Below are 25464 nucleotides of genomic sequence, written 5' to 3' on the forward strand. Positions count from 1 at the left end.
ACCTCTCACTCTCTCGGGCGTTCATGCGCGTGGCTCACGTTCCCAGGCGCGTCTTCAATGCGGAAGATTTCCGGGTGGTCGTTGACGTAGTCGTTCATCTGCTTCTGTGTCCAAGGCGGATTAGCTGATCTGGCCTCTTCCTGGAGCCGCCACCACTCGCGATCATACTCATGCCCGTAGTGCCACACCGGGTCAACAGGATACTTGCGTCCCTCTGCGTCCACGTAGTACTTGCCGGTAGAGTCCTTCTCAAGAGAGGTAATGGGCTTGCCGTCAACAGTCTTGCCCGCCCACGTCTTATCTTGCGGCATATATACATTACGATCAGTCGCGCTCCTATAGAATGGCTGACCGTCAACTGTTGCCTTCTCGGTGTTGGCATCAATGAATTCTTTTGTGCTTTTCCGCAGGTAGGGTCTGCGGTATTGGATTATTTTTTCGAGGTCCGCGAGGTCGCCAGCCACTGCTGCGTCTTCGGCTGCGAACCCGCCGTAGAGCACGGCGCGGGCCGTGAGCAGCGGGCGCAAGTCCATGCTGACACGCGCCAGGGCTCCGACTTCTGCGACGAGGGGCAGGCCGGATACTTCGGCGGCGGCCACGAATGCCCGACAGATCTCGGCGATGCGCTTGCCGATGGCCGCGAGCCGCGACGCCTCCAGGACTTGCGCGCCGCCTTCGCCCAGCCCGCCTGAGAGAAAGCCCAGCACCGCGCCGCCGCCTTCGATGAGCACGCTCTGCCACGCGAGGTCTATGGCCGCGTCTTTGATCTTCTCGTGCGCCTCATGGATCTGATGCGCGTACTCCTCACACGCCTTCCCAAGCTCCGCGAAGGTGTCCGCGAGCGTGTTCACCTCGCTTTGCAGCCTGTTGCACCACCCGACGATGGTCGCAGCCTCGGGGATGTTCTGCTGGTTGACCCGAGAGATGATCTCCGGGATGTGCGTCTCAGCCGCGCGCGCCCCGTCAGCCGCCGTTTTATAGGCGTCGGCGGCTTCCTTGAGCTTGTCCTCATGCCCGTTCGGCCACACCGCCCCCTCGACGTATTTCGCGATGAACGTCCACCAACCAGGCTCGCCCCCTGAACCGCCGCCGAACGCCTGCGGGACGGCTGGCACTTTGAAGACCGGCGGGGAGCCTGGCGGGTAGACCGGCGCGTCGGGGTTGTCGGCGTTGCTGTGGTTCGCCCCGGTGTAGTAAAGCAGGTCGTGCATCATCCCCGCGCCATTGATGATGTCGGACGCCACTTCCATAGCCCCCTCGGCGCCGCCCCGCCCGCCGCAGGCGGGGTCGTAGTTGTGCGCCCACTTCTCAGCTCCCGAGTCAGACCCGGCCATGCCGCCGCAGCCCTTGAGCACCCCCGCCAGCCTGGTCACCACCGCCGCGAGGTCGTCGCGGAACTTCGACGCGCTCTGCGCCCCCTGCGCGCAATCCTCCGGGCTGCACGCGAGCGTCCCGCCAGCGCCTCCCGCGCCGCCATGATCGCTCACGGCCACATCCCCCTTTGGTGCTCGATCAAGCCGCTGTAGGAGTCGTGGTTCGTCTGCGCCCGGTCACGCAACTTGCCCAAACTGTCTTTCATCTCCTGAGCGCCCTGAACCCAGTGGTCGTGGTAATCGCGCTGCGCCGCAGCGGCGTCGCCCGACCAGCTCACATGCAATCGGGTAATGGCCTGCTCGATCTGGTCAAGCCAGTCCTCGACTTTCTTGTCGAACTCCTCGCACCGCTCGACATGCTCTAAGAGCTGGTCGAGGTCCACGCGGTAGTCTTCGCCCATCCCGCTCACCAGTTGAACCTCATATCCACTTGGGACAGGCTGTCGCGGTTCGCGCCCTCCTGCTGTTCGTAGTCATCGGCGGACTCGCCCAACAGCCCGGACTCGGCCTCCAAAGCGTCCACCACCGCTGCGCAGCCCTGCTTCCACTCATCCCACGGCGGACGGAACTTCTTCGCCGAAGCCCCTAACCAGCCCTCCGCGAGCTGGTCGCCGTGCTGCGCCAACCTGTCAGACTCCGCGCGCAGCTCGTCCACAATGCCGCTCACGAGCTGCTGCACGGCGCGAAGCTCCGCCGAGTCCGAGCGAAGCGAACCGCCCATGTGATTCCTCCAAAACCGTCGCTACCGCCGCCTATTTTGTGTCGAGCATATCCAGACGCCATGAAACCCGCAACCAAGCAGGGGGATGATTTTTGAAAACCTGGCGCCGCGCGAGGAAGGCTGGCCGAGCGGTCGGCATGATCGCCTTCAGTGATTCCGGCACCCCCTGGGGGGTGGACCCTGACAGGGCGGGATGTGCCCACGGGCCGCATCATGCCTCGGAATCCGTACGGGTTCCAGCATTCGCCGTCTCGCCCGAAAGGGCTTCGCGCGTTCGGGGGGGTACCGGGAACAGCGCCGGGTATGGTGCCGGGGTTGTTCAAGGGGGACTCCCCCCAGGGCGATGGATGAAGTGCTGGATGTGCCTCAGTCTGGCAAGCGCGGCGGTGCGCTCTTGAAACGGGTGAGCCGCTTGGGGTCCGCAGCCCCCGTCTTGAACGCCTTGGCTTTCCGCATCTAAGGGGCCTTCGGCCATGCTCCGAGCATAAGCGTCAGCGCACCGGAACGGCCTCGGCAAGAGCTCACGCCGTGTTTGGCGCCGCGATCAACCTGACAATGCCTCTTCTAGGGACATTGCGGGTTCCACCCCAAGGCGGTCCATCTCGTCCATGACTGACTGACACCAGGTCTTGCCCCAATCATGAAGGGAGTGCCTGATGTCGTCGCGTCCGTCGTGCTTGTGATGGAAGGCCCGCAGTCCGGCGTGCAGGTTCGCGTCGGGGTAGAGGCGGCGCATGATCGCCCAATCGCCCTCGGGCTGCCAGTCCCGAGGCAACGGCACTGCGACCTCGCTGCCTCCCTTGCTTGGGGCAAACCGAGAAATGACGGCCCCAATGCTCTGCGGCTCTCTCGAAGCATCCTCCCTCGCCTGCGGGTGAAACCCGATCCCTCTGTGCTCATCGGCGCTCTCCGGGGCATCTCTTTGGTTGTGCTGCGAGTTCGAAGAGCGAGCAGGTTCCTCCCCCGGACCCCCACCTCCTAAGCGACTATGAGAGGTCTTGTCTCCGTCTGGTCTGGTCTCTGTCTTGTCTAGTGCGCGAACATCCGGCCCGTCTTGGGGCTCTCCCGCCTCGGCGGCACGCAGACGGCGCCTCCGCTCGCGGGCCTTGTCCCGCCTGCTCTGCGCGGCTTCGAACACGCTGAACGCCTCGTCCATCGTGGGGAACGCCCACCCTTTGCCGTCCTCGGTCTCGATCACGAAACCGGCGCCAATCAGACGCCGAATGTGCGCTTTCTCGCTGCCGGACTCACGCCCTTCGCGCACATACCTCATCGCGGCCTTCGGCAAAACCCGATCACCGTCATGACGCGCGGTGGCCATCACCATCCGCACGAACAAGTTCTGCGCCGCAGCGGGCACGCCCGCGAAACCCAGCTCCTCGTACACGTCCACCGGCAAGGGGAACCACAGGCTCATGCCGCGCCACCTTCCCTCAACCGGGGCGCAACGCCCCCTGTTATGGCGCGCGGAAACTTCGATACAATCAAAACGCGTCTCCCCTTCGGAGTACGTAGGAATGCCGACAAAACCCAAAACCCGGCCTTCCGGCCGCGCCCCCCGCCTCTGAGTTCGTCCCGCCAAGAACCATCTCAGAGCAGGGCGCGCGACCATCCAGCCCCCGTTTCACGCGATGATGCCGCCCTTGGAGGAGGCGGCTTCTTGTGCCTGTAACCACGCGATCAGCTCAGATTTCCTGTATTTCGTGAGCCGACCGCAGATGAATGATTTCGGGCCACGGCCCTTGTGGCGGTAGTAGCGGAGCGTTCCAGGCGTCAGCCCGAGAAGCTTTGCCGCCTCTTTCGCTGAGAGGATTTCATCGAATTCGTGGGCGGTGTCCGTCGCCCCGATCTTGCCGATAGGCATTGTTCTCCTTAAGTCGTCGGGATGCCCGCTGCCGCGAGGCTTACCGACGCTCTGATGCGGGTTGGTAGCCGCCGGATAGCGACTACTCGATAATAGCGTGTTGTCAACCCGATTGAAAGCTGATACAGTCGGTGTCGTGCCAGAGGACGAAGAAACAGGCTCCGAGCCCCTGGTGGGGATGACATTCGATCGGATGATCGGGAGTCGCATCAAGGAGTTGCGCGAAGCGCGCGGCCTGCCTCAGTCGGCGCTAGCAGACGCGGTGAACACACGTGGGGAACGATTCACGCAGCAGATCGTCGGCAAGATCGAGAACGGCCAGCGCTCGCTCAAATACCAAGAGGCAATCTTGATCGCGCACATCCTGCGCGTGCCGGTCGGAGTGTTTTGGATGACAGGCGAGTCGGCAACAGACGAATACGCCGAACTGGACGTGAAGTTCGACAACCTGAACCGAGTGGCCAGCCGAGCCGACCGCGCCTTGTGGGAGCTGCTTGAGGCCATCGCAGAAGTCGAAGTGGTGGAGAAGAGCTATTGGAAGGTGGCCGGAGGGTCTGACACGGACCCCAATCGTCAGGACGCCTACAGCATCGCGCAGTCGTGGATGGTCGCGCTCATGTCGGTAAATGTCCAAGTCCAATACGCCCACAAACGCATGGGTGACAAGTTCACGCATCTGTCGCCAGCCTACCCGGACCTGAAGCGCCTGCTTCACCTGTACGACAACGAGATGGACGACGAGCCGCTGTAGAACGCGCTCCTCCCCTACGAACACAGCCCATCAGGATTGGAGACACCATGCCCAGACCGATCAAGCCGCTTGGCACTTGGGGGGAGGTCTCCGCGAACGAGGTCGCCCCCGGTAAATGGGTGGCGAAGGGGCGGTACCGGGACTGGGACGGCGTGAGTCGCCTCGCTGAGGCGGTCGGGCCGACCGAGACGCAGGCCAAGCACAACCTCAAAGCGAGGTTCGCCACCCGCAAGGCGCCGAACACCGGGCCGATCAGCAGAGAGACGACCGTTGCCGAGCTGTGGGAGAAGTTCCGCGAGTCCTTGGCGATGCGGGGCGGTTCGGTGAGGACCATCGACACCTACAGCGGCGCCGCGAAGAAGATCACTGCGGCGCTCGGCGGGGTGCGCTTGCACGAGTGCGACCCGCTGACCCTCTACAACTTCCTGCTCGCTCTCACACCCGACGCGGCGCACACCTGCCGGTCGGTGCTCTCGGGCATGTTCGAGCTCGCGATAGCCGGTAGGGCGATAGAGCGCAATCCGGTCAAAGACACGCCCAGCACCGCGAAGACCGCGCGGGGCCGCAAAGGGCAGGGCAAAGCGCGCAAGCGCCCGCGAGCGCTGGAACCGGCGCAGTCCCAAGACCTCATCCGGCAACTCAGGGAGTCCGAACTGCCTTGTCCTCCGGTGTCTAAGGGCGGCAAGCAGGTCAAGCCCAAGGGCTACTGTCCGACCGTGAAGGACTACGCGGCGGGCGCCGACCTGGCAGACGTGTTCGTGATGTTCGCCGGAACCGGGCTGCGGATCGGGGAACTGCTCGGACTGCTCTGGTCCGACATCGACCTCAAAGAGAAGACGCTGACCCTTAGCGGCAAGGTGACGCGCGGCAACGGTGTCGGCCTCATTCGTGAGGAGTTCACCAAGAGCGAGGCTGGCGATGAGCGGATCTTTGCCCTGCCGCCCAAAGCGGTCGCCATGCTCGCTGAGCGCAAAAAGCGCCAGGCCCTCACAGCTCCGCACGGCTTCGTCTCTGCCACAAAGATTCAGAAAGACGCGGAACTGTTGCCGCTCGTCTTCCCCGCCGCCAACGGGGCGCTTCGCGACCCCTGCAACACGCAGCGCCAGTGGCGACGGGTCCGTGTGGCGCTCGGATTGGAATGGGTCACCTCGCACACCTACCGCAAGACCACGGCCACCAGCATCAAAGAGGCCGGATTCGACGACCTGGCCGCGTCCGACCAGCTCGGCCACGCCCACGTCTCTGTGACGCAGAACGTCTACTACGGCAGGAACAAACTGCGCCGCGAAGTGGCCGACGTCCTCGACAAAAACATAGGGTGAGCCGAATCGTTTCTGTTGGGTTTCTGTTGGGAAGTTCCATTTTCCCAGGCCGGACCAGCATGGCGAAACACTGCCTGAGCAGGCGTTTCCTGGTGACGCCAGCAGGACTCGAACCTGCGACCTAGAGATTAGAAGGCTCTTGCTCTATCCAACTGAGCTATGGCGCCATGCGAAAGAAGATTCTACCCGCCCGGCCCCGCGCAGCGCGGTCGGCGCGGGCGCAAGCGCCTCCAGTTGCCCTGTTACCGTGAGCGTGTGCATTATTTCGCTGGCAAAGTGGTTGTGGTCACCGGCGCGGCTTCAGGCATCGGCCGGGCGTTGAGCATGGAATTGGCCCGTAGGGGCGCGAAGCTCGCGATCAGCGATGTCGACGCCGATGGGCTTGCCGAGACCAAGCGCCTGCTTGAAGCCGAAGGCGCGCATGTCCAGGCCGACCGGCTCGACGTCGCGGAGGAGCAAGCGGTGTTCCTCTACGCCGACAAGGTCAAGGAGCATTTCGGGGTGGTGCACCAGGTGTACAACAACGCGGGCGTCACTTTTCTGGGGAATTTCGAGAAAAGTTCCATCAAGGACATCGAGCGCGTCGTCGACATCGACTTTTGGGGCGTGGTCTACGGCTCCAAGGCGTTCCTGCCGCATCTCATCGAATCCGGCGCGGGGCACATCGTGAATGTGTCGAGCGTTTTCGGGCTTTTCTCCGTGCCGAGCCAAACCGCGTACAACGCGGCGAAGTTCGCGGTGCGCGGGTTCACTGAGTCGCTGCGCCAGGAGCTGCGCGCCGCGCGCCGTCCGGTGCGGGTGACCACCGTCCACCCCGGCGGCATCAAAACCAATATCGTCAACAACGCCGTGTTCGACGAGAACTACGACGGGGCAAGGTCGATGCGCCTGTTCCATAAGATCGCCCTCACCTCGCCCGAACGCGCCGCGAATATTATTCTCAACGCCGTCAGCAAAGGCCGCGCGCGCGTGCTCGTCGGCCCGGACGCCAAATTCCTCGACCTGTTCGTGCGGGCGACTGGTTCCTGGTACCAGGGCGTTATGGGCTTTGTTGTCGACCGGATGATTCCCAAGAGCACATCCTGAACCCGTGGGCCTGCGTTCGTCAGCGAATAGGCCCGACAAAACCATCGCGAGCTCAAATCGGCTAGAATAGACAAGATCCCGACAGATGTTCGGGCGACGCTCAAACGCGAAGGAGAACGCCATGAGCTTTTCTGACAAAGCAGAAGAATTCGGCGGCAAGGCCAAAGAGGCCGTCGGCGACTTGACCGACGACGACAAACTCAAGGCCGAGGGGAAAGCGGACCAGGCTTCCTCGAAAATCAAGCAGGCAGCCGAGGAAGTGGCCGACAAGGCCAAGGACGCCGTCGAGAACATCAAGGACAAACTGAGCGGCAAGTAAACCCTCCCTCTCTGTGTTTGTGCTGTTTCTGTGTTCGCCCTTATTTCTGCGCCCGGCCTGTTTCTGCGCCGGGCATATTTCTGTGCGCGGCCAGGACCGGCGGGCGCGAGGGCCCGCTCATGGGCGGCGCAGTCCCAGCCGCTCATGGGCGGCGCAGTCCCAGCCGCTAATGGGCGGCGCAGTCCCAGTTCGGCCCGAAACCGACCGAAACGTCCATGGGGACCGACAACTCGATCGCCGAGCCCATCTGCTCCGCCACCAGGGCGGCGAGCTCGTCCTGCTCGCCCTCCGCGACTTCGAGCACCAGCTCGTCATGCACCTGCAAAAGCATCCGCGAGCGCATGTTCCGCGCCGCGAGGGCTTCTGCCACATGGATCATCGCGACCTTGATGATGTCCGCCGCGCTGCCCTGGATCGGGGCGTTGAGCGCGGCCCGCTCCGCCACCGCGCGCTGCTGCTGGTTGTCGCTCGTCAGATCCGGCAGATAGCGCCGTCGCCCGAACAGGGTCTCCGTGTAGCCTTTGCGCCGCGCCTCCTCGACCACTTCGCGCAGATAGTCGCGGACCCCGCCGAATCGGGCGAAATAAGCCTCCATTTGGGCTTTGGCCTCTTCGCCTGAGACGCCGAGCTGCTGGGCGAGGCCGAAGGCGGACAAGCCGTAGGCAAGGCCGTAGCTCATTGCCTTCACCCGTCGCCGCAGCTCCGCCCCCACCTGGTCGATCGGCACGCCGAACGCGCGCGAGGCGACGAAATTGTGCAGGTCCTCGCCGGTGCGGAAGGCTTCGATGAGCCCTTCGTCCCCGGAGAGGTGCGCCATGATCCGCATCTCGATCTGCGAGTAGTCGGCGGTCATCAGGGCCTCGTGCCCCTCGCCGACCACGAACACGCCTCGGATGCGCCGCGCTTCCTCGGTGCGGACGGGAATGTTCTGCAAATTGGGGTCCGTGGAGGACAACCGGCCGGTGGCCGCCACATCCTGGCGGAACGTGGTGTGGATGCGGCCGTCGGGGCCGACCGCCTTGATGAGGCCCTGCGCCGTGGTCATCAGCCGTGTCGCGTCGCGGTGCTCCAGCAGATGCGAGAGGAACGGGTGCTCGGTGCGCTCGAAGAGCCACTGCAAGGCGTCCGCGTCCGTGGTGTGCCCGGTCTTGGTCTTCTTCGTCTTCGGCATGCCGAGCTCGTCGAAGAGCACCACTTGCAGCTGCTTGGGCGAGCCAAGGTTGATCTCTTTGCCGATCACCGCGTACGCGGATTCAGCCGCTTGTTGCACCCGTGCGCTGAAGTCCGCGTGCAGACCGGCCAACGCGTCCTGGTCCACCGCGATCCCGGCTTCCTCCATCGCCCCGAGGACAAAGGTGAGCGGCAGTTCCATCGTGTGCAACAAGTCGGCGGAACCGGCTTTGGCGAGCACGTCGTCCAATGCCTCGCCGAGTTCCCGGATGGCGGCCGCCTCACTGACCGCGCCGTTGGCCTCCGCGTTGTCATCCTGCTCCGCGTCCAGGAGCGAGAGCTGCTTCTGCCCGCTGTCGTCCGGGCCGAGCTGGCGGCGCAGATAACGCACAGCGAGGTCGGGAAGCTGGAAGCTGCGCTGCCCCGGACGGGCGATGTACGCGGCGAGCCCGATGTCCGTCGTGACCCCGGCGATGGAGAATCCTTGGCCCCTGAGCGCGTGCGCCGCCCATTTCGCCTCGTGGAACGCTTTCGGCGCAGCGGGATCGGCCAGCCACGCCCCGAGCGCCGCCGTGTCGTGCGCAGTGAGCGCTTCGGTCTTGATCGCCGCCCCGGACCCGTCGGGGCTGGCGACCGCGATGAGCCACGCCCGTCCGCCGTCTTTGAGCGGCGTGCCGCCGCCCCCCGAGGGCACCGCGTCGCCGTGCACCGCCACCCCGCAGCGCTCCCCCGTCCTGGCGTGCTCGTCGAGCCACGCGCCCACCTGCCCGGGGGCGAGCAGCTCCCCGGCAATGTCAAAACCTTCTTCGGCCTCTGGCTCCACGGCGCTGAGCGTCGCGAACAACCGGTCGCGAAGCACCCGGAACTCCAACTGGTCGAAGAGCGCGTGGACTTGGTCCCGGTCCCATTGCCGGCGCTCGAGCTCGGCGAGCGAATGCCCCAACGGCATATCGCGGACCAACTCGGTGAGCTGGCGGTTCTGCCGCACCTGGTCGAGGTGCTCGCGCAACGCCTGGCCGGTTTTCCCGGGCACCTCGTCGGCCCGCTCCAAAAGCTCGTCGAGCGAATTGTAGGCGCGCACCCAGCTCGCCGCGGTTTTCTCGCCGACTCCGGGGATCTTGGGCAAGTTGTCGCTCGGGTCGCCGCGCAGCGCCGCGAAGTCCGGGTATTGCGCGGGCGTGAGACCGTACTTCTCCTGCACCTGCTCCGGGGTGTAGCGGACCAGGTCCGAAACCCCCCGATTCGGGTACAGCACAGTGACGTCCGGGGTCACGAGCTGCAGCGCGTCGCGGTCTCCCGTCATGATGAGCACCTGGTAGCCCTGCTCTTGGGCTTTGGTGGCGTACGTGGCGATGACGTCGTCGGCCTCATAGCCCTCATGGGCCTCCACCACGATCCCCAGCGCGCCGAGCACCTCCTTGATGAGCTCCACTTGCGCGGGGAAGGACTCCGGCGACTTCGACCGGTTCGCCTTGTACTCGGGGTACATCTTGGCGCGGAAGGTCTTGCGGGACACGTCGAACGCGACGGCGAGGTGCGTGGGGTCTTCATCGCGCAACAGATTGATGAGCATCGAGACGAAGCCGTACACGGCGTTCGTCGTCTGCCCGGCGGCCGTCTGGAAATTCTCCTCCGGCAAAGCGTAGAACGCGCGGAAAGCGAGCGAATGCCCGTCGAGCAGGAGGAGTTTATGCTTCGCCGAGGTCACTGGGCCAGTCTATGCGCAGCTATTGATCGGACGAAGGGCGTGGGGCGTCCGCGGGGAACCGTTTGCGCGGCCGCTGTTTGCGCGCAGCCTGCTCCCCGAGCTCCGCGAGCGGCTCCGCGCCGTCCGGGTTCTTGTTGTTGAGCGTTGCGATGACTGTTTCCGCCACGGCTTTCATCGACTCGCGGCGGTCCATCGCCGAACGCTGCAGCCACTTGAAGGCTTGGGCCTCGGTGAGCTTGTGCGTCTCCATGAGCAAGCCCTTGGCCTGGTCGACTATTTTGCGGGCTTCCAGACGTTCATGCAGGGTCAGCACTTCTTTTTCCAGCGCGACAAGTTCCTCGAACCGGCTCACCGCGAGTTCGATCGCAGGAGCGAGGTCCGCCTGGGTGAAGGGCTTGAGCAGATACGCCAAGGCGCCCGCGTCCCGCGCGCGCTCCACCATTTCCCGTTGGCTGAATGCGGTCAAAATCACCACGGGCGCGATCCGGCCCTTGGCGATCTCCCACGCGGCGTCAATGCCGTCGCGCACCGGCATCTTCACATCCATGATCACCAAATTGGGGCGCAACGAGACGGCCAAGTCGACCGCGGACTGACCGTCGGCGGCCTCTCCGACCACCTCATAGCCCTCTGCTGTGAGCATCTCGACAAGGTCGAGGCGGATGAGCGCCTCGTCTTCGGCGACCAACACCTTCAGTGGCCCAGCTTGGGTTGCAGCTCCCTCGCCCAATGTTCTCGCCTCTCTCAAAATAGATCACGGCAGCTCCTTGTCGGCGCCGCCGCGATTGCGATACGCACCCTACTCTATGACAGAAGAAGCTATGCCGTGTCAAGCCCACCGTTTGAGAAGAGAAACCCCTTCACGAAGGCGTTCGACATATTCGGCGAGCGGCTGATGGGTGAACTCCACGCAACTGCTCGGAGACTGCGAGGCCGAGGAGACGGAGATGATGCGGGGGTCCGCGCCCGGGGCGAGCTCGACGTAGATCATCAGGTCCCGGCTGAACGCCGTGGCGGTGCCCAGGCGGATGCGCTGGCTGCCGTACGCGGGCCAGGAAGCCTGACGGTCGTACCAGTTCCCGATGACCCGCAGCCCCTCCTTGAACAGCGCGAGCACTTCCTGGGCGGTGTCCTGCGTGAACCACACATCGGTGCGAGCGCCGTCGTCCGCGACGAATTTGGAGAGGACCAGCGGCTCGTGCCCCTCAGCGTGCTCCGCGCAGAGGACGAGCTCCCCGCCCCGCACCCGCACGGAGGCGAGCTCCCGATGGTCGATCTGCGGTTCCTGCTCTTCGAAAAGCTCCTGCGCCGTCTCAGGCAATTCCGAGAGAGCATCCGCGGGACCGGCTTCTGCCCTGCGGTAAAACTCGGCGGCCAGCTCGTTGCTCGGAATCGACGCGAGACAAGCGCGCTGGGCGAGCCTGCCCATGTCCGCTTCGTCGATGTAGCCGCAGAGCACGAGGAGATCGCCGTATTCCGAGCCAGTGACCTCGGCCATGAGCCGCAGCTCTTCGAGACTGGGCAGGTCCCCGTCCTCGGCCCACCGGACTTGCCGGTACAGGCTGATCCCGGTGAGGTCGGCGATCCGCTGCTGCGTGAGGTCGCACTTGCACTTGGCGCGCGCGAACCACGTCGCCCATTCCGTCCGCTGCTGCGGCCGCTTGACCACGACCTGGCCATGGTGCAACGTCCTGATATCGGCTTTGCGCCTTGTCATCTCTCGATACTACGACCAGGGCGCGGATACCGCATGTCAGAGAAAGAAATGCGGTGAGCGGTTCTGAGGCGGCCATGGCGCGCCGCCCTCGAGCAGGGGACCGAAAAACCCAGGTTCCGCAAGGGCCTTCCTCTATGTCGTCCGTATGCGGAGGGAACAATCTGAACGTTGCCCGCCCCATCAGGAGCAGGGCCGTGGTCGCGGCAGACCGTCCAGCGGGGCCGTGCGGGCAAGGACGGCCACACCGGGAACAAGGTCCGCGGGGCGACGGCGGCGGGCCTTGGACCCACGTCCGCGAACTGCGGCGAATCCTCCTAGCCGCCCTTGCTTCTGCTGAGGCCTCTGGCCCGCTGACGGCTCGGGCGGATACGGACGGGACACCCCGAGAAACTGCTGCAACGACCCCAGAATTCACCCAGAACAGCAGAAATCCCCACGCGAAATCATTTTCACGCAAGGATTCCCGCAGCGATCGTCGAAGTGCCTCGGGTGGGATTCGAACCCACACTGTACGGGTTTTGAGTCCGTCGCCTCTACCGTTGGGCTACCAAGGCCTGTGCGACGTTCGAGTTTAGCGGAAGACGTGGCTTTTGGCGAACAGGTCGCGCAAGGCGCCGGACGGGACGGGCAAGGCGGTGACGAGCAGGGGATGACAAGCAGGGTGTAGTAGCCTCGATCCTGATGTCTACACCTTTCGGTCTTGCGACCACGCCGAGGCTGCTCACTGGCTGGGCGCGCACCGCCGCGACAAAAGCGGATGTCCTGCAGGTTGTCGACCCGCAGCAAGCGGTCGACGCTGTCGTCGCCGTCGCCAAGCACAACGCCGAGGCTCCGAAGCACAGCCGACGCGGGGTCCTGGCCAGGGGGCTGGGGCGCTCCTATGGCGACCACGCGCTGAACGGCGGCGGGGTCGTGCTGGACATGACGCGCCTGAACCGGGTGCATTCGATCAGCGCTCAAACCCGGATCGCCGATGTGGACGCCGGCGTGAGCCTGGATTTGCTCATGAAAGCGGCCTTGCCGCTGGGGCTGTGGGTGCCGGTGCTGCCGGGCACGCGCCAGGTGACGGTGGGCGGGGCCATCGGCAGCGACATCCACGGCAAGAACCACCACAGCGCGGGCAGTTTCGGGAACCATGTGCGGTCGATGGATCTTCTGCTCGCGTCCGGGGAGGTCCGAACGATCACGCCGGACGGCCCGGACTCGGCTCTGTTCTGGGCGACGGTCGGCGGTTGCGGCCTCACGGGCGTGGTGCTGCGCGCGAAGATCGCGATGACGCCGACCGAGACCGCGTATTTCATCGCGGACGGCGACACCCCTGCCACGCTGGCGGAGACCATCGAGTTGCACAGCGACGGCTCGGAGGCGAACTACACGTATTCTTCGGCGTGGTTCGACGCGATTTCTCCGATGCCGAAGCTGGGCCGTTCGGTGGTGTCGCGCGGCTCGCTGGCGACAGTGGACCAGTTGCCGCTCGCGTTGCAGAAGAACCCTCTGGCGTTCGACGCGCCGCAGTTCTTCACCGCGCCGGACGTCTTCCCGAACGGGCTGGCGAACAAATTCACTTTCGGGACGCTGACCAATGTGTGGTACAAGCTGGGCAAGAGCTATCGGGGCAAGGTGCAGAACCTGACGCAGTTCTACCACCCTCTGGACATGATCGGGGAGTGGAACCGGGCCTACGGCAGCAAGGGGTTCCTGCAATACCAGTTCATCGTCCCGCCGGAGGCGGTGGACGAGTTCCAGCGGATCATTCAGGACATCCAAAAATCCGGGCATGTCTCGTTCCTGAACGTGTTCAAGCTTTTCGGCCCGGGCAACAACGCGCCGTTGTCCTTCCCGATCGCCGGTTGGAACATTTGCGTGGACTTCCCGATCAAGCCGGGGCTGCACGAGTTTTTGAGCGGGCTGGACGCCCGGATCCTGAAATTCGGCGGCCGGGTCTACACGGCGAAGGATTCGCGCGTGGCCCCGGAGACTTTCCACGCGATGTACCCGAGGATCGGCGAATGGCTGGGCGTGCGGCGCAACGTGGACCCGGACGGGGTGTTCGCCTCAGATCTCGGCAGAAGATTGGAGCTTGTCTGACATGATGAACGCTGTTGGGGTCCCCAAGTCCGTGTTGCTGCTCGGCGGCGCCTCGGAGATCGCGCTCGCCATCGCCGAGGAGCTGCTCGACTCCGGCCCGTTGGTGGTCACGATCGCCGCGCGCGACACGCCCGCCCGCGCCGCCGCGGCCAAACGCCTCGAACGGCACAATGCGACGGTCCGGGTGGTGGATTTCGAGGCGACGGATTTCGCGAGCCACCCGAAGATCATGGACGCGGTGTTCGAGGCGGGCGACGTGGATGTGAGCGTCGTGGCTTTCGCCGTGCTCGGCGACGCCGAGGAGAACTGGCAGAACCAGGCAAAAGCGGTCGAACTCGCCCAGGTCAACTACACGGCGGCCGTGTCCGTGGGCGTGCTGCTCGGCGAGAAGATCAAGACGCAGGGGCACGGCCGCGTCATCGCGCTGTCCACGGTCGCGGGCGAGCGCGTCCGGCGGGCCAATTTCGTGTACGGCTCCTCCAAAGCCGGTTTTGACGGCTTCTACCTGTGCTTGGGCGAGGCCCTGGCGGAGCACGGCGGCAAAGTCACCGTGGTGCGCCCCGGCCAGGTGCGCACCAAATTGAGCGCCGGGCACCCCCCGGCTCCGCTCACCGTGGACGCGCAGGACGTGGCAAAGGCGGCAGTCGCCGGCATGCGCGCGGGCAAGGAGATCGTGTGGGTCCCGTGGCCGTTCCGCTTCGTGATGTTCGCGTTCCGGCACATACCGCGCGCAATCTTCCGTAAACTTCCAGTGTGATCGACGGGCGGCTCCGGGCTCTGCGGCCAGTGCTTGCGCTTACGACAGCGGCATTGGTCAGCCTCGTGGGCTTCAAGGCCGTGGCCACGGTCCATTGGCCCGCGTACAACAACTCGTACGTGCCGTACGCCGCCACCACCGCAGGGCAGCTCGTCTGCCTCGCGGTCGCTTTTCAGGCCGCGCTCTGGTTGCGCCAAGGCAAGCGGCGCGGGGAGCTGCTCGCGTGGCTGTCGGTCTCTGGTTTCGTCACCGCGACGCTGGCCCTGCCGCTGGGCTCCACCCGGCTTTTCCTGTTCGGGATCACCATCGACCCGCAATTCCGCACGTCGTATTTGACGAGGTTCACAGACTCCCCCGCGCTCGCGGACATGACGTACTCCGGGCTGCCGCCGTACTACCCGCCTGCGTGGTTTTGGGTGGGCGGGCGGCTGGCGAGCCTGGCGGGGTGGCCGGGCTGGGCCGCGTACAAGCCGTATTCGATTTTGAGCATCGCGGTCGCGGCGACGGGGACGTATGTGTTGTGGTCCAAGCTGGTGCGCAAGGACCGCGCCCTGCTCGCGACGCTGGCCGAGACCGCGGTGGTTATCGTGCACGGGTCGCCGGAGCCGTACGGAGCGGTCCTCGCCCTGCCGCTGCCCGCTGTGCTGGTCATCGCGTACCGCGCGCTGCGGCGCGGTGGCCGAGGCGTGTGGGGGACGGGCGTGTACCTGGGCCTGTCCGCGCTCACGTACACGCTGTACGCCGGGTATGCGGCGTTCGCGGTTTTCTTGCTCGCCTTGTCCGCGGGCTGGGGCGGGGACCGGCGCGTGGTGGCCAAACGGCTCGCGGCCATGGCCGCTGTCTCGGTCCCCGTCGCATTGGTCAGTTGGGGGCCGTACCTGCTCGCCGTGCTGCGCCATGGGGCGGGCGCCGATATGGCGCCGAGGTTCATGATGCGCAACGGGGCGACGTTGTCGCTGCCGATGACGTGGACGTTGATCTCGGGTTTGTGCTGCCTGACCGGAACGTTGTGGATCATCGGCTGGTTCCGCCGCAACCACATCGCCCATGCGCTCGGGGTCGCGGTCGTGGCGGTGTACCTTGTGACGTTCGCGTCGTTCTTGCTCTCCCTCGAAGGGACGACGCTGCTCGCGTTCCGGTTGCTGGTGCCGCTCCTCGCGATGCTGAGCTCCGCGGGCGTCCTCGCGTTCTTGCTGGGGGCCAGGGTCCTCGCCGTGCGCCTGCGCGGCGTCGGCGGGCGCCGGTTCAGCGTCCGGGCCATCGCGGCCGGGCTCGCGGCCATCGTTGCCGTCTCCTACGCCCAATCCATGCTGAACCTGATGGTCGAGCCGTTCACTGTGGCGAACACCGACACGGACGGCGACGGGCGGCGGGGGGACGGGCGCGCGCCCGACGAAGGCCAGTACTACCGGGACGTCGATCACGCGATTCGCGAGTTCACCGGGAAAAAACCGGACCAGCTGGAGGTGCTCACCAGCGATTACGGGTTCCTCGCGATTTATCCTTACTGGGGTTTCCAAGCCCTCACCCCCCATTACGCCAACCCGCTCGCGCACTTCGAGGAACGTTCCGAAGCGATCAAGTCCTGGGCGAAGCTCGCCAATCCCGATGATCTCCTCGCGGCGTGGCGCGCGCTGCCGTGGCGCGCGCCCGATGTGATCCTCTTCCGTCGAGGCGCGGACGGGAAATACCTCCTGCGGCTTTCGGCCGACATCTTCCCGAACCAGCCCAACGTGGTTCGCGAAGACGTGGCGTTCGACCCGAGGCTCTTCCCGGCGGGCTCGTTCGCCACCCGGGAGTTCGGCCCGTTCGTGGTTGTGATGCAAAAGTCTGGAGCCCTTGGCCGGTATCCCTGAACTGGGCTCCGTCCGCTCGGGGAATTCCCAGGGCGGCTGGTTCGTTCCACGGGTACCGTTCCACGCAGACATCCAGGGTATATATTGCCTAGAGCTAAGTAATTCTGATTCGAAGGGGCTCGCAAGTGGCCAGAACGGACGACGACACATGGTCGATCACCGAGTCTGTCGGGGCGACCGCGCTGCTTGTGGCCACCGCGCGAGCCTTTGAGGCACGCAAGGCCGACCCGCTTGCCACCGACCCGTTCGCGGAGCTGCTGGTGAGCGCCGCAGGCGGGAAATGGGCAGCGGCCTTGCGCGGCGAAGGCCCCGTCTTCGAAGCTTTCGGCACGAGCTGGTTCGGCATGAGTTTTCAACGCTACCAGGGCGCGCGGACGCAGTTTTTCGACGCGGTCTTCGCGGCGGCCGAGGCCGCTGGCGTGCGGCAGTACGTCATCCTTGCCGCCGGTTTGGACGCGCGGGCCTACCGGCTCAGCTACCCCGAGGGCAGCCGGGTGTTCGAGCTCGACCAGCCGCACGTGCTCGATTTCAAGACGCAAACCCTGGCCGGGATCGGCGTCGCCCCGGCAGCGGGCAGAGTGACCGTGCCGATCGACCTGCGCCAGGACTGGCCGACGGCTCTGGTCAAAGCGGGGTTCGCCCCGGCGAAACCGTCCGCGTGGCTCGTCGAAGGGCTCCTGATGTATTTGTCCGCGAAAGCGGAGACTCTCCTGCTGGAGCGGTTGCTCTCGCTGTCCGCGCCGGGGAGCTGGGCCGGGATCGAGCATATGCAGCCGATGGACGCCGAAGGGATGCAGCAGGAGGTGCGCCGGCTCGCGCCGCAAATCACCGACGGCGCCGCGAACTGGTCTTCGAACTTCGCCGAACTCATCTATAACGAGCCGCGACCCGACTTGGTCGAACGGCTGACCGCAGAGGGCTGGGCCGCCCAGGGGGTCTCCTCGGCCAAGCACATGGCGCAGCTCGGCCACCCGGTCGACTCGCCGGCCCTCGGGCAAACAGCTCTGGCGACCACGTTCAGCACGACCACATTGGTCACCGCGACCCTGCAGCAAGAGCGACGAAGGAGCATCATGCCAAGAAACGACAACGACACCTGGTCCATCGCCGAGTCCGTCGGCGTCACTGCTGTCATGGTCGCCGCAGCCCGCGCCCATGAGACCGCGAAACCAGACGGGCTTATCAACGACCCGCACGCCGCCACATTGGTGCGGGCCTCCGGGGTGCCTTTTTTCGTCAGGTCGCTCGACGGCGAGGTCGAGCTGGGCGATGATCCGCTCATCAGCGCTTACGTCGAAGCCTTGGTCTCCTACCAGGCGGCTCGGACCACAGTGTTCGACCGCTTCTTCCAGGAAGCGGCCGAGGCGGGGGTGCGGCAAGCGGTGATCCTCGCCTCCGGCCTGGACTCGCGCGCCTACCGCCTGCCCTGGCCGGACGGCACGACCGTCTACGAGATCGACCAGCCCCAGGTGCTCGCGTTCAAAGCAGAGACCTTGGCGGACGTCGTTCCGACCGCCCGACGCGTCGCCGTGCCGGTGGACCTGCGCGAGGACTGGCCGAAGTCACTGGCCGAAGCTGGTCTGGACCCGGCCGAACCCGTCGCGTGGCTCGCCGAGGGGCTCCTGCCGTATTTGCCCGCGGAGGCGGAGCGCCTGCTGTTCGAGCGAATCGACTCGCTCGCCGCGCCAGGCAGCCGCATCGCGGTGGAGAACTGGCCCGCGCGCGCCGTGACGGCAGAGCGCCAACAATTACAGCGGCGGGTCTTCTCGACTGTCGCCCCCGATCTCGATCTCGACATCGAAGACCTCGTCTTCCAAGGCGAAGACCGCCTCGACGTGCCCGGTTGGCTGGCAGAACATGGCTTCGCCGTGCAGAACACCCCGAGCCAGGAAGTGCTCGCCGCGCTCGGCCGCACCCCCGATCCCCGTGTCGCGGACGCTCGTCCGCAAAGCTACTTCGTGATAGCGAATCGCTGATCGCGACAAACAGAACCGGAGGCCTCATGGCGAGAACTGACAACGACTCGTGGTCCATCGCCGAATCCGTCGGCGCGACCGCGGTCATGGTGGCGGCCGCGCGGGCGATCGCCACGAAAGCGGAAAACCCCATTATCACCGACCAGTTCGCAGAACCGCTGGTCCAGGCCGTTGGCGTGGACTTTTGGAGCAAATTCGCAGCTGGCGAGATCACGGTGGGCGAGGAAGACGAGAAACAGTTCGGCTCCCCCTCGGTCATGGCGAACTCCATGGCGGTGCGCACGAAGTTCTTCGACGAGTTCTTCATGGCGGCTGGGGCGGCCGGGGCGCTGCAAGCGGTGATCCTCGCCTCCGGCCTGGACTCGCGCGCCTACCGCCTGTCTTGGCCGGACGGCACGACCGTCTACGAGCTCGACCAACCACAGGTGATCGAGTTCAAAACGACCACGCTCAGCAGGCTCGGCGCGACGCCTGCCACGACGCGGGTCGCGATTCCGGTGGATTTGCGCCACGACTGGCCGAAGACACTGGTGGATCATGGCTTCGATCCGTCGAAGCCAAGCGCGTGGAGCGTCGAGGGCCTCACCCCGTATTTGCCGGGCGAGTCAGAAAGGCTGCTGTACGAGCGGATCGACGCGCTCTCGCCCCAGGGCAGCTGGGCTGCGGTGGAGTACATCAAAAACATCCACGAGCTCGACACCAGCCAGTACACGCACGCGGCGCAGCGGTTCAAAGAGCTCGGCTTGGACCTTGACATGGACAATCTTTTCTACCGTGAACCGGGCCGCAGCGACGCGGCCGAATGGTTCGCCGAGCACAATTGGGCGACGGAGACGGTCACGACGGACGACCTGTTGAACGCGTCGGGCCTGCCGAGGCCCGAGCAGCGCCAGTTCAACAACGCGACCTACCTCACCAGCCGCAAGTGACTTCCCTTGCGCCTGTCTTCTCGCACGGGACGGGCGAGTAGGGTTTTGCTCATGCCCGCTTTGGCCCACAAGTTCCACGCGTTGGCGGCTTCGGCTGCGCTCGCCGCCGCCGCGCTCGTGCCGCTGCCTGCCCACGCCGACCCTGCCGGCTCCTGCGCGCTCGGCGGGATGACGACCCGGCAAAAGCTCGCGCAGCTGCTCATGCCTGGCGTGACCGGGGCGCAGGACATGCGCGATGTGGTGGCCCGAGAACAGGTCGGCGGGGTGTTCATCGGCAGCATGACCAGTCACGCGCTGCTTTCCTCCGGCCAGATCGGCGAGATCTCCGCATCCGCTGGGGCGCCGCTGCTCGTGTCCATCGACGAGGAAGGCGGGCGGGTGTCCCGCATCCCGGACCTGATCGGCCAGGCACCCTCGGCTCGGACGCTCGCCCAGACGAAAACACCCGAGCAGGTGCGCGCCTTCGCCGCCGACCGTGGCCGTCAGCTGCGGGCTCTTGGGGTCACAGCCGACTTCGCGCCCGACGCGGACGTGTTCGCCGGGGACGCGGACACCGTCATCGGGGACCGCTCGTTCAGCGGCGACCCGCACACCGCCGCCGAATACGCCGAGGCGTACGCGCAGGGCCTGCGCGACGGCGGGGTCCTGCCGGTGGTCAAACACTTCCCCGGCCACGGCCGGGCTTCCGGCGACTCGCACCAAGGCTCAGTCACCACTCCCGACCTGGCGGATCTGCAAGACTTCGACCTGGTGCCGTTCCGTGAGATCGTCGGGCGGCTCGGGTCTGGGACGGCAGTGATGGTCGGGCATCTGACGGTGCCGGGGCTCACGGAGCCGGGTCTGCCGACAAGCCTGTCCCCGGCCACGTACCGTTTGCTCCGGGAGGGTTCCGGCTACGGGGCGGCTGGGTTTGACGGCCTTGTGTTCACCGACGATCTTTCCGGTATGAAAGCCGTCTCGTCCCGGTACGATGTGCCGCACGCGGTGGCGGCCGCGTTGGAGGCGGGGGCGGATGTGGCGTTGTGGCTGTCCACCTCGCAGGTGTCCGCTGTCCTGGACACCCTTGAGCACGAGGTGGCCTCGGGGGCGTTCCCCATCGCCAGGGTCGAAGCTTCGGTCGGCAGAGTCCTTGCCGCCAAGGGCGTGCGGGCGGGAACCTGCGGCGTGGGGCAAGCCCGGCCGGCTGCTCCTGAGGAGCCTGGGCACGACCCTGAGCTGACGGACGAGCCGACCGAGGACGAGGACGCGCCAGCGGCGGACGAAGCGCCAGCAGAGGACGCGCGGCCCGTCGAATGATGGATTGAGCGGCGGGGAATTCCGGGGCGGGATCGGCATTGTGAGATGTATGCCGACTGCGCCAAAACTGCTCCAGCCCTACACGCTTCGCGGCGTGACGTTCCGCAACCGCATATGGCTCTCGCCGATGTGCCAGTACTCGGTCTTCAACGAGGACGGCGTGCCGCGCACATGGCATCTCGCGCATCTCGGGGCCCGAGCGGCAGGCGGCTTCGGGCTGGTCATGACGGAGGCCGCGGCAGTGTCGCCGCAAGGTCGCATCTCCCCGCAGGACGCGGGGAGATGGAACGACGAACAACGCGACGCGTGGGCGAAGATCGTGGCGTTTCTGCACAACCAAGGCGCGAAAGCCGGTGTGCAGCTGGCGCACGCCGGTCGCAAAGGATCGCAATACGGCGAGTTCCCCGCCGACCCGAAAGAGAGCATCGCACCCGACCAGGGCGGTTGGGAGACCATCGCGCCGTCCCCGATCCCGTTCGCAGACCACCTCCCGCCCCGCGAGATGACCGGGGACGACATCGCGCGAACAAAGCAGGCGTCGTGGAAGCCGCCCGCCGCGCCGACGAGGCAGGATTTGACGTGGCCGAACTGCATGCGGCGCACGGCTCCCTGTTGCACGAGTTTCTCTCGCCGCTGTCGAACCAGCGCGCAGACGAGCATGGCGGCGACTTCGCCGGACGGACGAAATTCCTCATCGAAACCGCAGAAGCGGTGCGCGCGGTGTGGCCCGAGAGCAAGCCGCTGTTTGTGCGCGTCTCTGGCACAGACTGGATCGAAGGCGGGTGGGACGTCGAGCAATCCGGTCGTCTCGCCGAACTCGGCGTCGCATGGCGGGACGCCCCCTATCCGCCGCAGTACACGAGGGGGAAATGGGACGATGTCGTGAACACGGCGTGAGCCGGACGGTTTCCGGCGCGAAGGCGACGGCGCGCGCCGCATGTCGAGGAGTTCCGGGCGGGCCCTATGGCGCCGGCTCCCACCAGCGGGACATTTCCGGGTGTGGGCGTTGCGCGTCGACGCGCTGGCCGGGGGCCGGGTGCAGCACCTGGAGCCCGGTGTGGCGCTCGCGCTCTCGGAGCAGCCATTCGACAGGTTCGGCCCAGGGGTGCGGGGCGAGCCGGAACGTGGCCCAATGGATCGGCAGCATCGGCGCGGTCGGCTTCGCGAGGCAGAAGTGCGCCCGCACCGCCTCGTGAGGGTTCATGTGGATCTCACGCCACAGGTCGCTGTAGGCCCCGATCGGGAGCAGAGTGAGATCGTGGCGGCCAAGACGCTCGCCGATCTCCTCGAATGACCGGGTGAAGCCGGAATCTCCGCCGAAGTACACCTTGTGCCGGGGCCCGGCGATACTCCAAGAAGCCCACAGACTGGTGTTGCGCCGCAACCCCCGCCCGGAGAAGTGCCGTGCTGGCGCGCAGGTGAAGGCGAGGCCGCCGACTGCCGCCTCTTGCCACCAATGCCGTTCGAGGATCCGGCCGGCCGGGACGCCCCAGTGGCGCAGATGCGCGCCCACGCCGACCGGGACCACGAACAATGCGCCGGTGCGCTCGGCGAGCGCGCGGACCGTGCCCACGTCGAGATGGTCGTAATGGTCGTGGGACAGCAGCACGACGTCCAACTCCGGCAGCTGCTCCACCGGCAGCGGCGGCGGATGCGAACGCGCGGGGCCGACGAGTTGGCTCGGCGAGCAACGCTTGCTCCACACCGGGTCCGTGAGCACCCGTCTGCCGTCGATCTCCACGAGCACGCTGGCATGCCCGAACCATGTCACCGCGAGTTCGCCCGGCTCCGCTGGGAACACCGGTCGGATCGCCGGGACAGCGAGGCCCGGCCGCCCCGACAGCAGTTGCCGGGCGAGGAGCCGGGCCGTCTGCGCCGGGGAGCGCGCGCCTGACGCGCGTGCTGGCGCATCGGGGACCGGGGCCAACGGCGGCTCTGGAAGGTTCTGGAACGCCTGGCCCGGCGCAGGACGGCGCCCCATCGCGAACAACACGGCACGGGCGTGCGCCGCCGTCGCAGCGGCCAAAGCCGCCGCGACGACCGGGACAAGGCCCGCCGCCGCTCGGCCCAGGCGCGGCGCCCCTTGGCCGACCGACGGAGCGGAAGCCATCACTTGCCTTGGAAAACCGGGGGCCGTTTTTCGAGCTTCGCCATGAACCCCTCTTTCACGTCTTCGGTGAACAGCAGCGCTCCCGCGGCGTCCGACAGCTCCTGCGCCACCGGGCGCTCGAAGTCTTCGCGCAGGATCCGCTTGGTGAGCTTGAGCGAAAGCGGGGCAAGCCCCCCGATGTGCTTGGCCCATGCGAGCGCCGCGTCCCGGTCCCCGATCTTATTGGCGAACCCGCAGGCAAGCGCCTGTTCTGCGGTGATTTTTTCCGCGGAGTACAACAAGGTGCGCGCCGTCGTGCCGCCCGCAACGGCGACGAGTCTGCGGATCGACTCGGGGTCGTACGCGACGCCCATCCGGGCCGTCGGGATCTGGACGAACGCTTCCGGGTCGAGGACACGCAGGTCGCAAGCCAGGGCGATCTGCACCCCGGCGCCGATGACCGGGCCGTTGACCGCGGCCAGCACGGGGACTGGGGTCTGCGTGATCGCGCGCAGCAGCTTCATCTGGACTTTGGGCCCTTCGACCGGGTCGGAGTTGGAGAGGTCCGCGCCGGAGCAGAACGTGCTGCCTTGCCCGGTGACCACGACGACCCGCACGTCTTCGTCCGCGGCGGCCTCTTCGAACGCCTGGGTCAGAGCTTTGATGGTGGGCACGTCGATCGCATTGCGCTTCTGCGGGCGCTGCAACTCGATCACAGCCGCATGTCCGTCGCGGGTCACTCCGATCATCAGCAAAAACTCCTCAGTCCGATGCTTTTCGACCCTGAGCGTACTCGACTGGCGCTGATACCGTCAGCGCGGCAGAACCTTCTGTGTGCGGCGCGCATTCCCCTCCCCCGGAACCATAATTCCCGGCTATCTCCCAGCAAACCCCAGGCTTGCTCACAAGTAAGCTCGTTAGAGTCAGCAGGGAAGCCAGGCGGTATCCACGCCTGAGGCTGACCCACCGAGAATGCTCATCCGTTTAGGAGATGATCCGCATGACCGTCACCCCTCGCACCACGACGTTCGCCGCGAGCGCTGTCGCGCTCGCGGCAGGCGCGTCGTTCCTCTTCTGCGGCTCCGCGTCGGCGGACCCGCAAGAGCAGGACAGCTCGCCGCTGGTGAACACCACCTGTTCCGTCGAACAGATCGACGCCGCGACCCAGAAAGAAGCGCCGGAGTTCTGGGAGCACATCAGCGCGGACCCCGAGAAATTGCAGAAGGCCCACGAGCGGATGCAGGAATTCCTGGACAAATCGCCCGAGGAGCGCCAAGCCGCCATTGACGAGTTCACCTCGCACGCCAAAGACCGCGCGGGTAAGGAAAAGTGGACCAAGGAGCACGAGAAAGAGGTCCAAGACACCATGGACCGCGTCTTCAGCACCTGTGAACAGTACTGATCGCCCATCACTGAGACGGACGGGGCGAAAAGCCCCGCCAGCCGGTAGCTTTTTTGCTACTCTGAATACCAACCTTCGACATCTCTAAGGAGAATCCATGCCTCGCATTCGTTCCTTCGCCCCTGTTCTCATCGCCGCCGCCGCTGGTCTGGCTTTCCCCGCCGCCGCGAACGCCGACGTCGAGGCGGACATCGTGAACACCAGCTGTTCCGCCGAGCAGATCGAGGCGGCTCTTCAGCAGGCTTCGCCGATCGCGTACGGGTTCCTCACCTCTGACCCGCAGCGCAAGGCGGAAACCGATCAGCAGCTCTCGAAATTCCTCTCCCAGCCAGCCGCGGGCCGCAAAGCCGCGCTGCACAAGCCTTCGGAGGATGGAAAGCCGACCATGCTGGCCACGCTGACCAGCCCGCAGTACGCCCCCGTCACCCAGCAGGTCTTGAGCACTTGCGACCAGTTCTGAGCAGACAAGCGTGAGCATCGCGGGGCCCATCGGGGTTTTCAGCCCACACAGACGCCGCCGACGCGCCGAGCTTCGGCCGTCCGGCCGTCAACCCCGATGGGCGCCCGGTGCCCGCAGCCTCCTTCTGGGGGCTGCGGGCGTTCTCGTTTTGCTCGGGCCTGCGCCCGCCTGGGCGGACCACGGCGACCCGCCGCATCCGGTTCCCTCTTGGTATCCCGATCCCGGTCCGCTCGCATCGACTTCCTGCACGGCGGACCAGGTTTTGAACGCCGTCCAACAGGTCGCCCCGGATGTGTGGGCGAAACTCAACGCCGAGGACGAGCGCGGCGGCAAGTCGATGATCCAAGCGCGAAATTGGCTGCTCGTCTACTTGAAGAATCTTCCGGGGAACCGAGAAGTGAAAACCAAAGCCCCGAACTCGCACGAGTACCGGCCTTATTGGATCAACGACATCGGCGATCGGATGGGTTCGGTCACGGCAGCGTGCGGCAAATACCCCGCAGGCGGCAGGCAGCGCTGAGGCGCTGCGCCCTCGCGGCGGCCCTTTGTCGGCCGAGTTTCACCTCTCGATGACTCCAAC

At 65.9% G+C, this 25464-nt stretch carries 24 protein-coding genes, 2 tRNA genes and 2 pseudogenes; 16 read left to right on the forward strand and 12 right to left on the reverse strand.

The genetic code is table 11. The features are described from left to right. Positions 1 to 5: 5 nt before the first annotated feature. The 5 genes from SROT_RS14055 to SROT_RS14075 form a co-directional block, all read right to left on the reverse strand. Positions 6 to 1487, reverse strand: a complete 1482-nt coding sequence (locus tag SROT_RS14055; RefSeq protein ID WP_013139685.1) for an HNH/ENDO VII family nuclease — start codon at positions 1485 to 1487, stop codon at positions 6 to 8. Then, positions 1484 to 1774, reverse strand: coding sequence for a WXG100 family type VII secretion target (locus SROT_RS14060; protein WP_041408094.1), 291 nt, complete (start codon positions 1772 to 1774; stop codon positions 1484 to 1486). Before SROT_RS14060 ends, SROT_RS14055 begins: the two co-directional genes overlap by 4 nt. Positions 1775 to 1779: 5 nt before the next feature. Then, on the reverse strand, positions 1780 to 2094 hold the full coding sequence (locus SROT_RS14065; RefSeq protein WP_013139687.1) for a WXG100 family type VII secretion target: 315 nt from the start codon (positions 2092 to 2094) through the stop codon (positions 1780 to 1782). Positions 2095 to 2638: 544 nt separating this feature from the next. Next, positions 2639 to 3511: a hypothetical protein gene (locus SROT_RS14070; protein WP_013139688.1), complete on the reverse strand. Its 873-nt coding sequence runs from the start codon at positions 3509 to 3511 to the stop codon at positions 2639 to 2641. A gap of 207 nt (positions 3512 to 3718) precedes the next feature. Next, on the reverse strand, positions 3719 to 3958 hold the full coding sequence (locus tag SROT_RS14075) for a helix-turn-helix transcriptional regulator (protein ID WP_013139689.1): 240 nt from the start codon (positions 3956 to 3958) through the stop codon (positions 3719 to 3721). Positions 3959 to 4094: 136 nt separating this feature from the next. On the opposite strand from SROT_RS14075, the gene SROT_RS15825 reads away from it, so the two are divergent. Together SROT_RS15825 and SROT_RS14085 are read left to right on the forward strand one after the other, a co-directional pair. After that, positions 4095 to 4709, forward strand: a complete 615-nt coding sequence (locus SROT_RS15825) for a helix-turn-helix domain-containing protein (RefSeq protein WP_013139690.1) — start codon at positions 4095 to 4097, stop codon at positions 4707 to 4709. A 47-nt stretch (positions 4710 to 4756) separates the two neighbouring features. Then, positions 4757 to 6031 carry a site-specific integrase gene (locus SROT_RS14085; RefSeq protein WP_013139691.1) on the forward strand — a complete coding sequence of 425 codons (1275 nt, stop codon included), beginning with the start codon at positions 4757 to 4759 and terminating at the stop codon, positions 6029 to 6031. A 90-nt stretch (positions 6032 to 6121) separates the two neighbouring features. On the opposite strand, the gene SROT_RS14090 is transcribed toward SROT_RS14085, so the two are convergent. Next, positions 6122 to 6198: transfer RNA gene (locus SROT_RS14090), tRNA-Arg, on the reverse strand. A gap of 88 nt (positions 6199 to 6286) precedes the next feature. Here SROT_RS14090 and SROT_RS14095 point away from each other — a divergent pair. Together SROT_RS14095 and SROT_RS14100 are read left to right on the forward strand one after the other, a co-directional pair. Beyond that, a complete protein-coding gene (locus SROT_RS14095; RefSeq protein WP_013139692.1) occupies positions 6287 to 7117 on the forward strand; it encodes an SDR family NAD(P)-dependent oxidoreductase in 831 nt (276 codons plus the stop codon). 121 nt (positions 7118 to 7238) lie between these two features. Beyond that, positions 7239 to 7436: a CsbD family protein gene (locus SROT_RS14100; protein ID WP_013139693.1), complete on the forward strand. Its 198-nt coding sequence runs from the start codon at positions 7239 to 7241 to the stop codon at positions 7434 to 7436. A gap of 166 nt (positions 7437 to 7602) precedes the next feature. Here SROT_RS14100 and polA read toward each other — a convergent pair whose 3' ends face one another. From polA to SROT_RS14120, 4 genes are all read right to left on the reverse strand, one after another. Beyond that, positions 7603 to 10314: a DNA polymerase I gene (gene polA / locus SROT_RS14105; protein ID WP_013139694.1), complete on the reverse strand. Its 2712-nt coding sequence runs from the start codon at positions 10312 to 10314 to the stop codon at positions 7603 to 7605. Between the two features lie 19 nt (positions 10315 to 10333). Continuing rightward, positions 10334 to 11005: an ANTAR domain-containing response regulator gene (locus tag SROT_RS14110; protein WP_245535314.1), complete on the reverse strand. Its 672-nt coding sequence runs from the start codon at positions 11003 to 11005 to the stop codon at positions 10334 to 10336. A gap of 138 nt (positions 11006 to 11143) precedes the next feature. Beyond that, positions 11144 to 12031 carry a hypothetical protein gene (locus SROT_RS14115; protein ID WP_013139696.1) on the reverse strand — a complete coding sequence of 296 codons (888 nt, stop codon included), beginning with the start codon at positions 12029 to 12031 and terminating at the stop codon, positions 11144 to 11146. Between the two features lie 481 nt (positions 12032 to 12512). Continuing rightward, positions 12513 to 12585 (reverse strand) — tRNA-Leu (locus tag SROT_RS14120). A 127-nt stretch (positions 12586 to 12712) separates the two neighbouring features. Here SROT_RS14120 and dprE1 point away from each other — a divergent pair. The 9 genes and pseudogenes from dprE1 to SROT_RS17315 all read left to right on the forward strand — a co-directional run bounded on the left by dprE1 (position 12713) and on the right by SROT_RS17315 (position 21830). After that, positions 12713 to 14119, forward strand: a complete 1407-nt coding sequence (dprE1, locus tag SROT_RS14125; protein ID WP_013139697.1) for a decaprenylphosphoryl-beta-D-ribose oxidase — start codon at positions 12713 to 12715, stop codon at positions 14117 to 14119. A 1-nt stretch (position 14120) separates the two neighbouring features. After that, positions 14121 to 14876 (forward strand): decaprenylphospho-beta-D-erythro-pentofuranosid-2-ulose 2-reductase, encoded by a 756-nt coding sequence (dprE2, locus tag SROT_RS14130; RefSeq protein WP_013139698.1) that lies wholly within the window; start codon positions 14121 to 14123, stop codon positions 14874 to 14876. Beyond that, a complete protein-coding gene (locus SROT_RS14135) occupies positions 14873 to 16732 on the forward strand; it encodes an arabinofuranosyltransferase (protein ID WP_013139699.1) in 1860 nt (619 codons plus the stop codon). Before dprE2 ends, SROT_RS14135 begins: the two co-directional genes overlap by 4 nt. 125 nt (positions 16733 to 16857) lie before the next feature. After that, positions 16858 to 17673, forward strand: a pseudogene (locus SROT_RS17465) (SAM-dependent methyltransferase); the annotation flags it as partial. 132 nt (positions 17674 to 17805) lie between these two features. Then, the gene (locus tag SROT_RS17470) at positions 17806 to 18708 is read left to right on the forward strand and encodes an SAM-dependent methyltransferase (RefSeq protein WP_041408102.1); all 903 of its coding nucleotides are present in this window, start codon (positions 17806 to 17808) and stop codon (positions 18706 to 18708) included. A 26-nt stretch (positions 18709 to 18734) separates the two neighbouring features. Continuing rightward, positions 18735 to 19637 carry an SAM-dependent methyltransferase gene (locus SROT_RS14150; protein WP_013139701.1) on the forward strand — a complete coding sequence of 301 codons (903 nt, stop codon included), beginning with the start codon at positions 18735 to 18737 and terminating at the stop codon, positions 19635 to 19637. Between the two features lie 51 nt (positions 19638 to 19688). Beyond that, positions 19689 to 20933, forward strand: coding sequence for a glycoside hydrolase family 3 N-terminal domain-containing protein (locus SROT_RS14155; RefSeq protein ID WP_013139702.1), 1245 nt, complete (start codon positions 19689 to 19691; stop codon positions 20931 to 20933). A gap of 49 nt (positions 20934 to 20982) precedes the next feature. Continuing rightward, a pseudogene (locus SROT_RS17310) lies at positions 20983 to 21402 on the forward strand (oxidoreductase); the annotation flags it as partial. Positions 21403 to 21512: 110 nt separating this feature from the next. Next, positions 21513 to 21830 carry an oxidoreductase gene (locus tag SROT_RS17315; protein ID WP_281042099.1) on the forward strand — a complete coding sequence of 106 codons (318 nt, stop codon included), beginning with the start codon at positions 21513 to 21515 and terminating at the stop codon, positions 21828 to 21830. A 64-nt stretch (positions 21831 to 21894) separates the two neighbouring features. On the opposite strand, the gene SROT_RS14165 is transcribed toward SROT_RS17315, so the two are convergent. Both SROT_RS14165 and SROT_RS14170 read right to left on the reverse strand, forming a co-directional pair. Beyond that, positions 21895 to 23043 carry an MBL fold metallo-hydrolase gene (locus SROT_RS14165; RefSeq protein WP_013139703.1) on the reverse strand — a complete coding sequence of 383 codons (1149 nt, stop codon included), beginning with the start codon at positions 23041 to 23043 and terminating at the stop codon, positions 21895 to 21897. Further along, positions 23043 to 23771: an enoyl-CoA hydratase gene (locus SROT_RS14170; RefSeq protein WP_013139704.1), complete on the reverse strand. Its 729-nt coding sequence runs from the start codon at positions 23769 to 23771 to the stop codon at positions 23043 to 23045. The genes SROT_RS14165 and SROT_RS14170 overlap by 1 nt, the downstream gene beginning before the upstream one ends. A gap of 251 nt (positions 23772 to 24022) precedes the next feature. Here SROT_RS14170 and SROT_RS14175 point away from each other — a divergent pair, with 251 nt between their 5' ends. The 3 genes from SROT_RS14175 (at position 24023) to SROT_RS14185 (ending at position 25404) form a co-directional block, all read left to right on the forward strand. Next, positions 24023 to 24424, forward strand: a complete 402-nt coding sequence (locus tag SROT_RS14175) for a hypothetical protein (protein WP_013139705.1) — start codon at positions 24023 to 24025, stop codon at positions 24422 to 24424. Positions 24425 to 24521: 97 nt separating this feature from the next. Beyond that, the gene (locus tag SROT_RS14180) at positions 24522 to 24884 is read left to right on the forward strand and encodes a hypothetical protein (RefSeq protein WP_013139706.1); all 363 of its coding nucleotides are present in this window, start codon (positions 24522 to 24524) and stop codon (positions 24882 to 24884) included. A gap of 148 nt (positions 24885 to 25032) precedes the next feature. Next, positions 25033 to 25404, forward strand: a complete 372-nt coding sequence (locus tag SROT_RS14185) for a hypothetical protein (RefSeq protein WP_041407373.1) — start codon at positions 25033 to 25035, stop codon at positions 25402 to 25404. Positions 25405 to 25464: the final 60 nt, after the last annotated feature.

This window comes from Segniliparus rotundus DSM 44985, assembly GCF_000092825.1.
Classification (GTDB): domain Bacteria; phylum Actinomycetota; class Actinomycetes; order Mycobacteriales; family Mycobacteriaceae; genus Segniliparus; species Segniliparus rotundus.

Coding starts and splice junctions, on each gene's coding strand:
- SROT_RS14060 (WP_041408094.1), bottom strand. CDS start 1,774: ATGGGCGAAGACTACCGCGTGGACCTCGACCAGCTCTTAGAGCATGTC.
- SROT_RS14065 (WP_013139687.1), bottom strand. CDS start 2,094: ATGGGCGGTTCGCTTCGCTCGGACTCGGCGGAGCTTCGCGCCGTGCAG.
- SROT_RS14070 (WP_013139688.1), bottom strand. CDS start 3,511: ATGAGCCTGTGGTTCCCCTTGCCGGTGGACGTGTACGAGGAGCTGGGT.
- SROT_RS14075 (WP_013139689.1), bottom strand. CDS start 3,958: ATGCCTATCGGCAAGATCGGGGCGACGGACACCGCCCACGAATTCGAT.
- SROT_RS14085 (WP_013139691.1), top strand. CDS start 4,757: ATGCCCAGACCGATCAAGCCGCTTGGCACTTGGGGGGAGGTCTCCGCG.
- SROT_RS14100 (WP_013139693.1), top strand. CDS start 7,239: ATGAGCTTTTCTGACAAAGCAGAAGAATTCGGCGGCAAGGCCAAAGAG.
- SROT_RS14115 (WP_013139696.1), bottom strand. CDS start 12,031: ATGACAAGGCGCAAAGCCGATATCAGGACGTTGCACCATGGCCAGGTC.
- dprE1 (WP_013139697.1), top strand. CDS start 12,713: ATGTCTACACCTTTCGGTCTTGCGACCACGCCGAGGCTGCTCACTGGC.
- dprE2 (WP_013139698.1), top strand. CDS start 14,121: ATGATGAACGCTGTTGGGGTCCCCAAGTCCGTGTTGCTGCTCGGCGGC.
- SROT_RS17470 (WP_041408102.1), top strand. CDS start 17,806: ATGCCAAGAAACGACAACGACACCTGGTCCATCGCCGAGTCCGTCGGC.
- SROT_RS14150 (WP_013139701.1), top strand. CDS start 18,735: ATGGCGAGAACTGACAACGACTCGTGGTCCATCGCCGAATCCGTCGGC.
- SROT_RS14155 (WP_013139702.1), top strand. CDS start 19,689: ATGCCCGCTTTGGCCCACAAGTTCCACGCGTTGGCGGCTTCGGCTGCG.
- SROT_RS14165 (WP_013139703.1), bottom strand. CDS start 23,043: ATGGCTTCCGCTCCGTCGGTCGGCCAAGGGGCGCCGCGCCTGGGCCGA.
- SROT_RS14170 (WP_013139704.1), bottom strand. CDS start 23,771: ATGATCGGAGTGACCCGCGACGGACATGCGGCTGTGATCGAGTTGCAG.
- SROT_RS14175 (WP_013139705.1), top strand. CDS start 24,023: ATGACCGTCACCCCTCGCACCACGACGTTCGCCGCGAGCGCTGTCGCG.
- SROT_RS14180 (WP_013139706.1), top strand. CDS start 24,522: ATGCCTCGCATTCGTTCCTTCGCCCCTGTTCTCATCGCCGCCGCCGCT.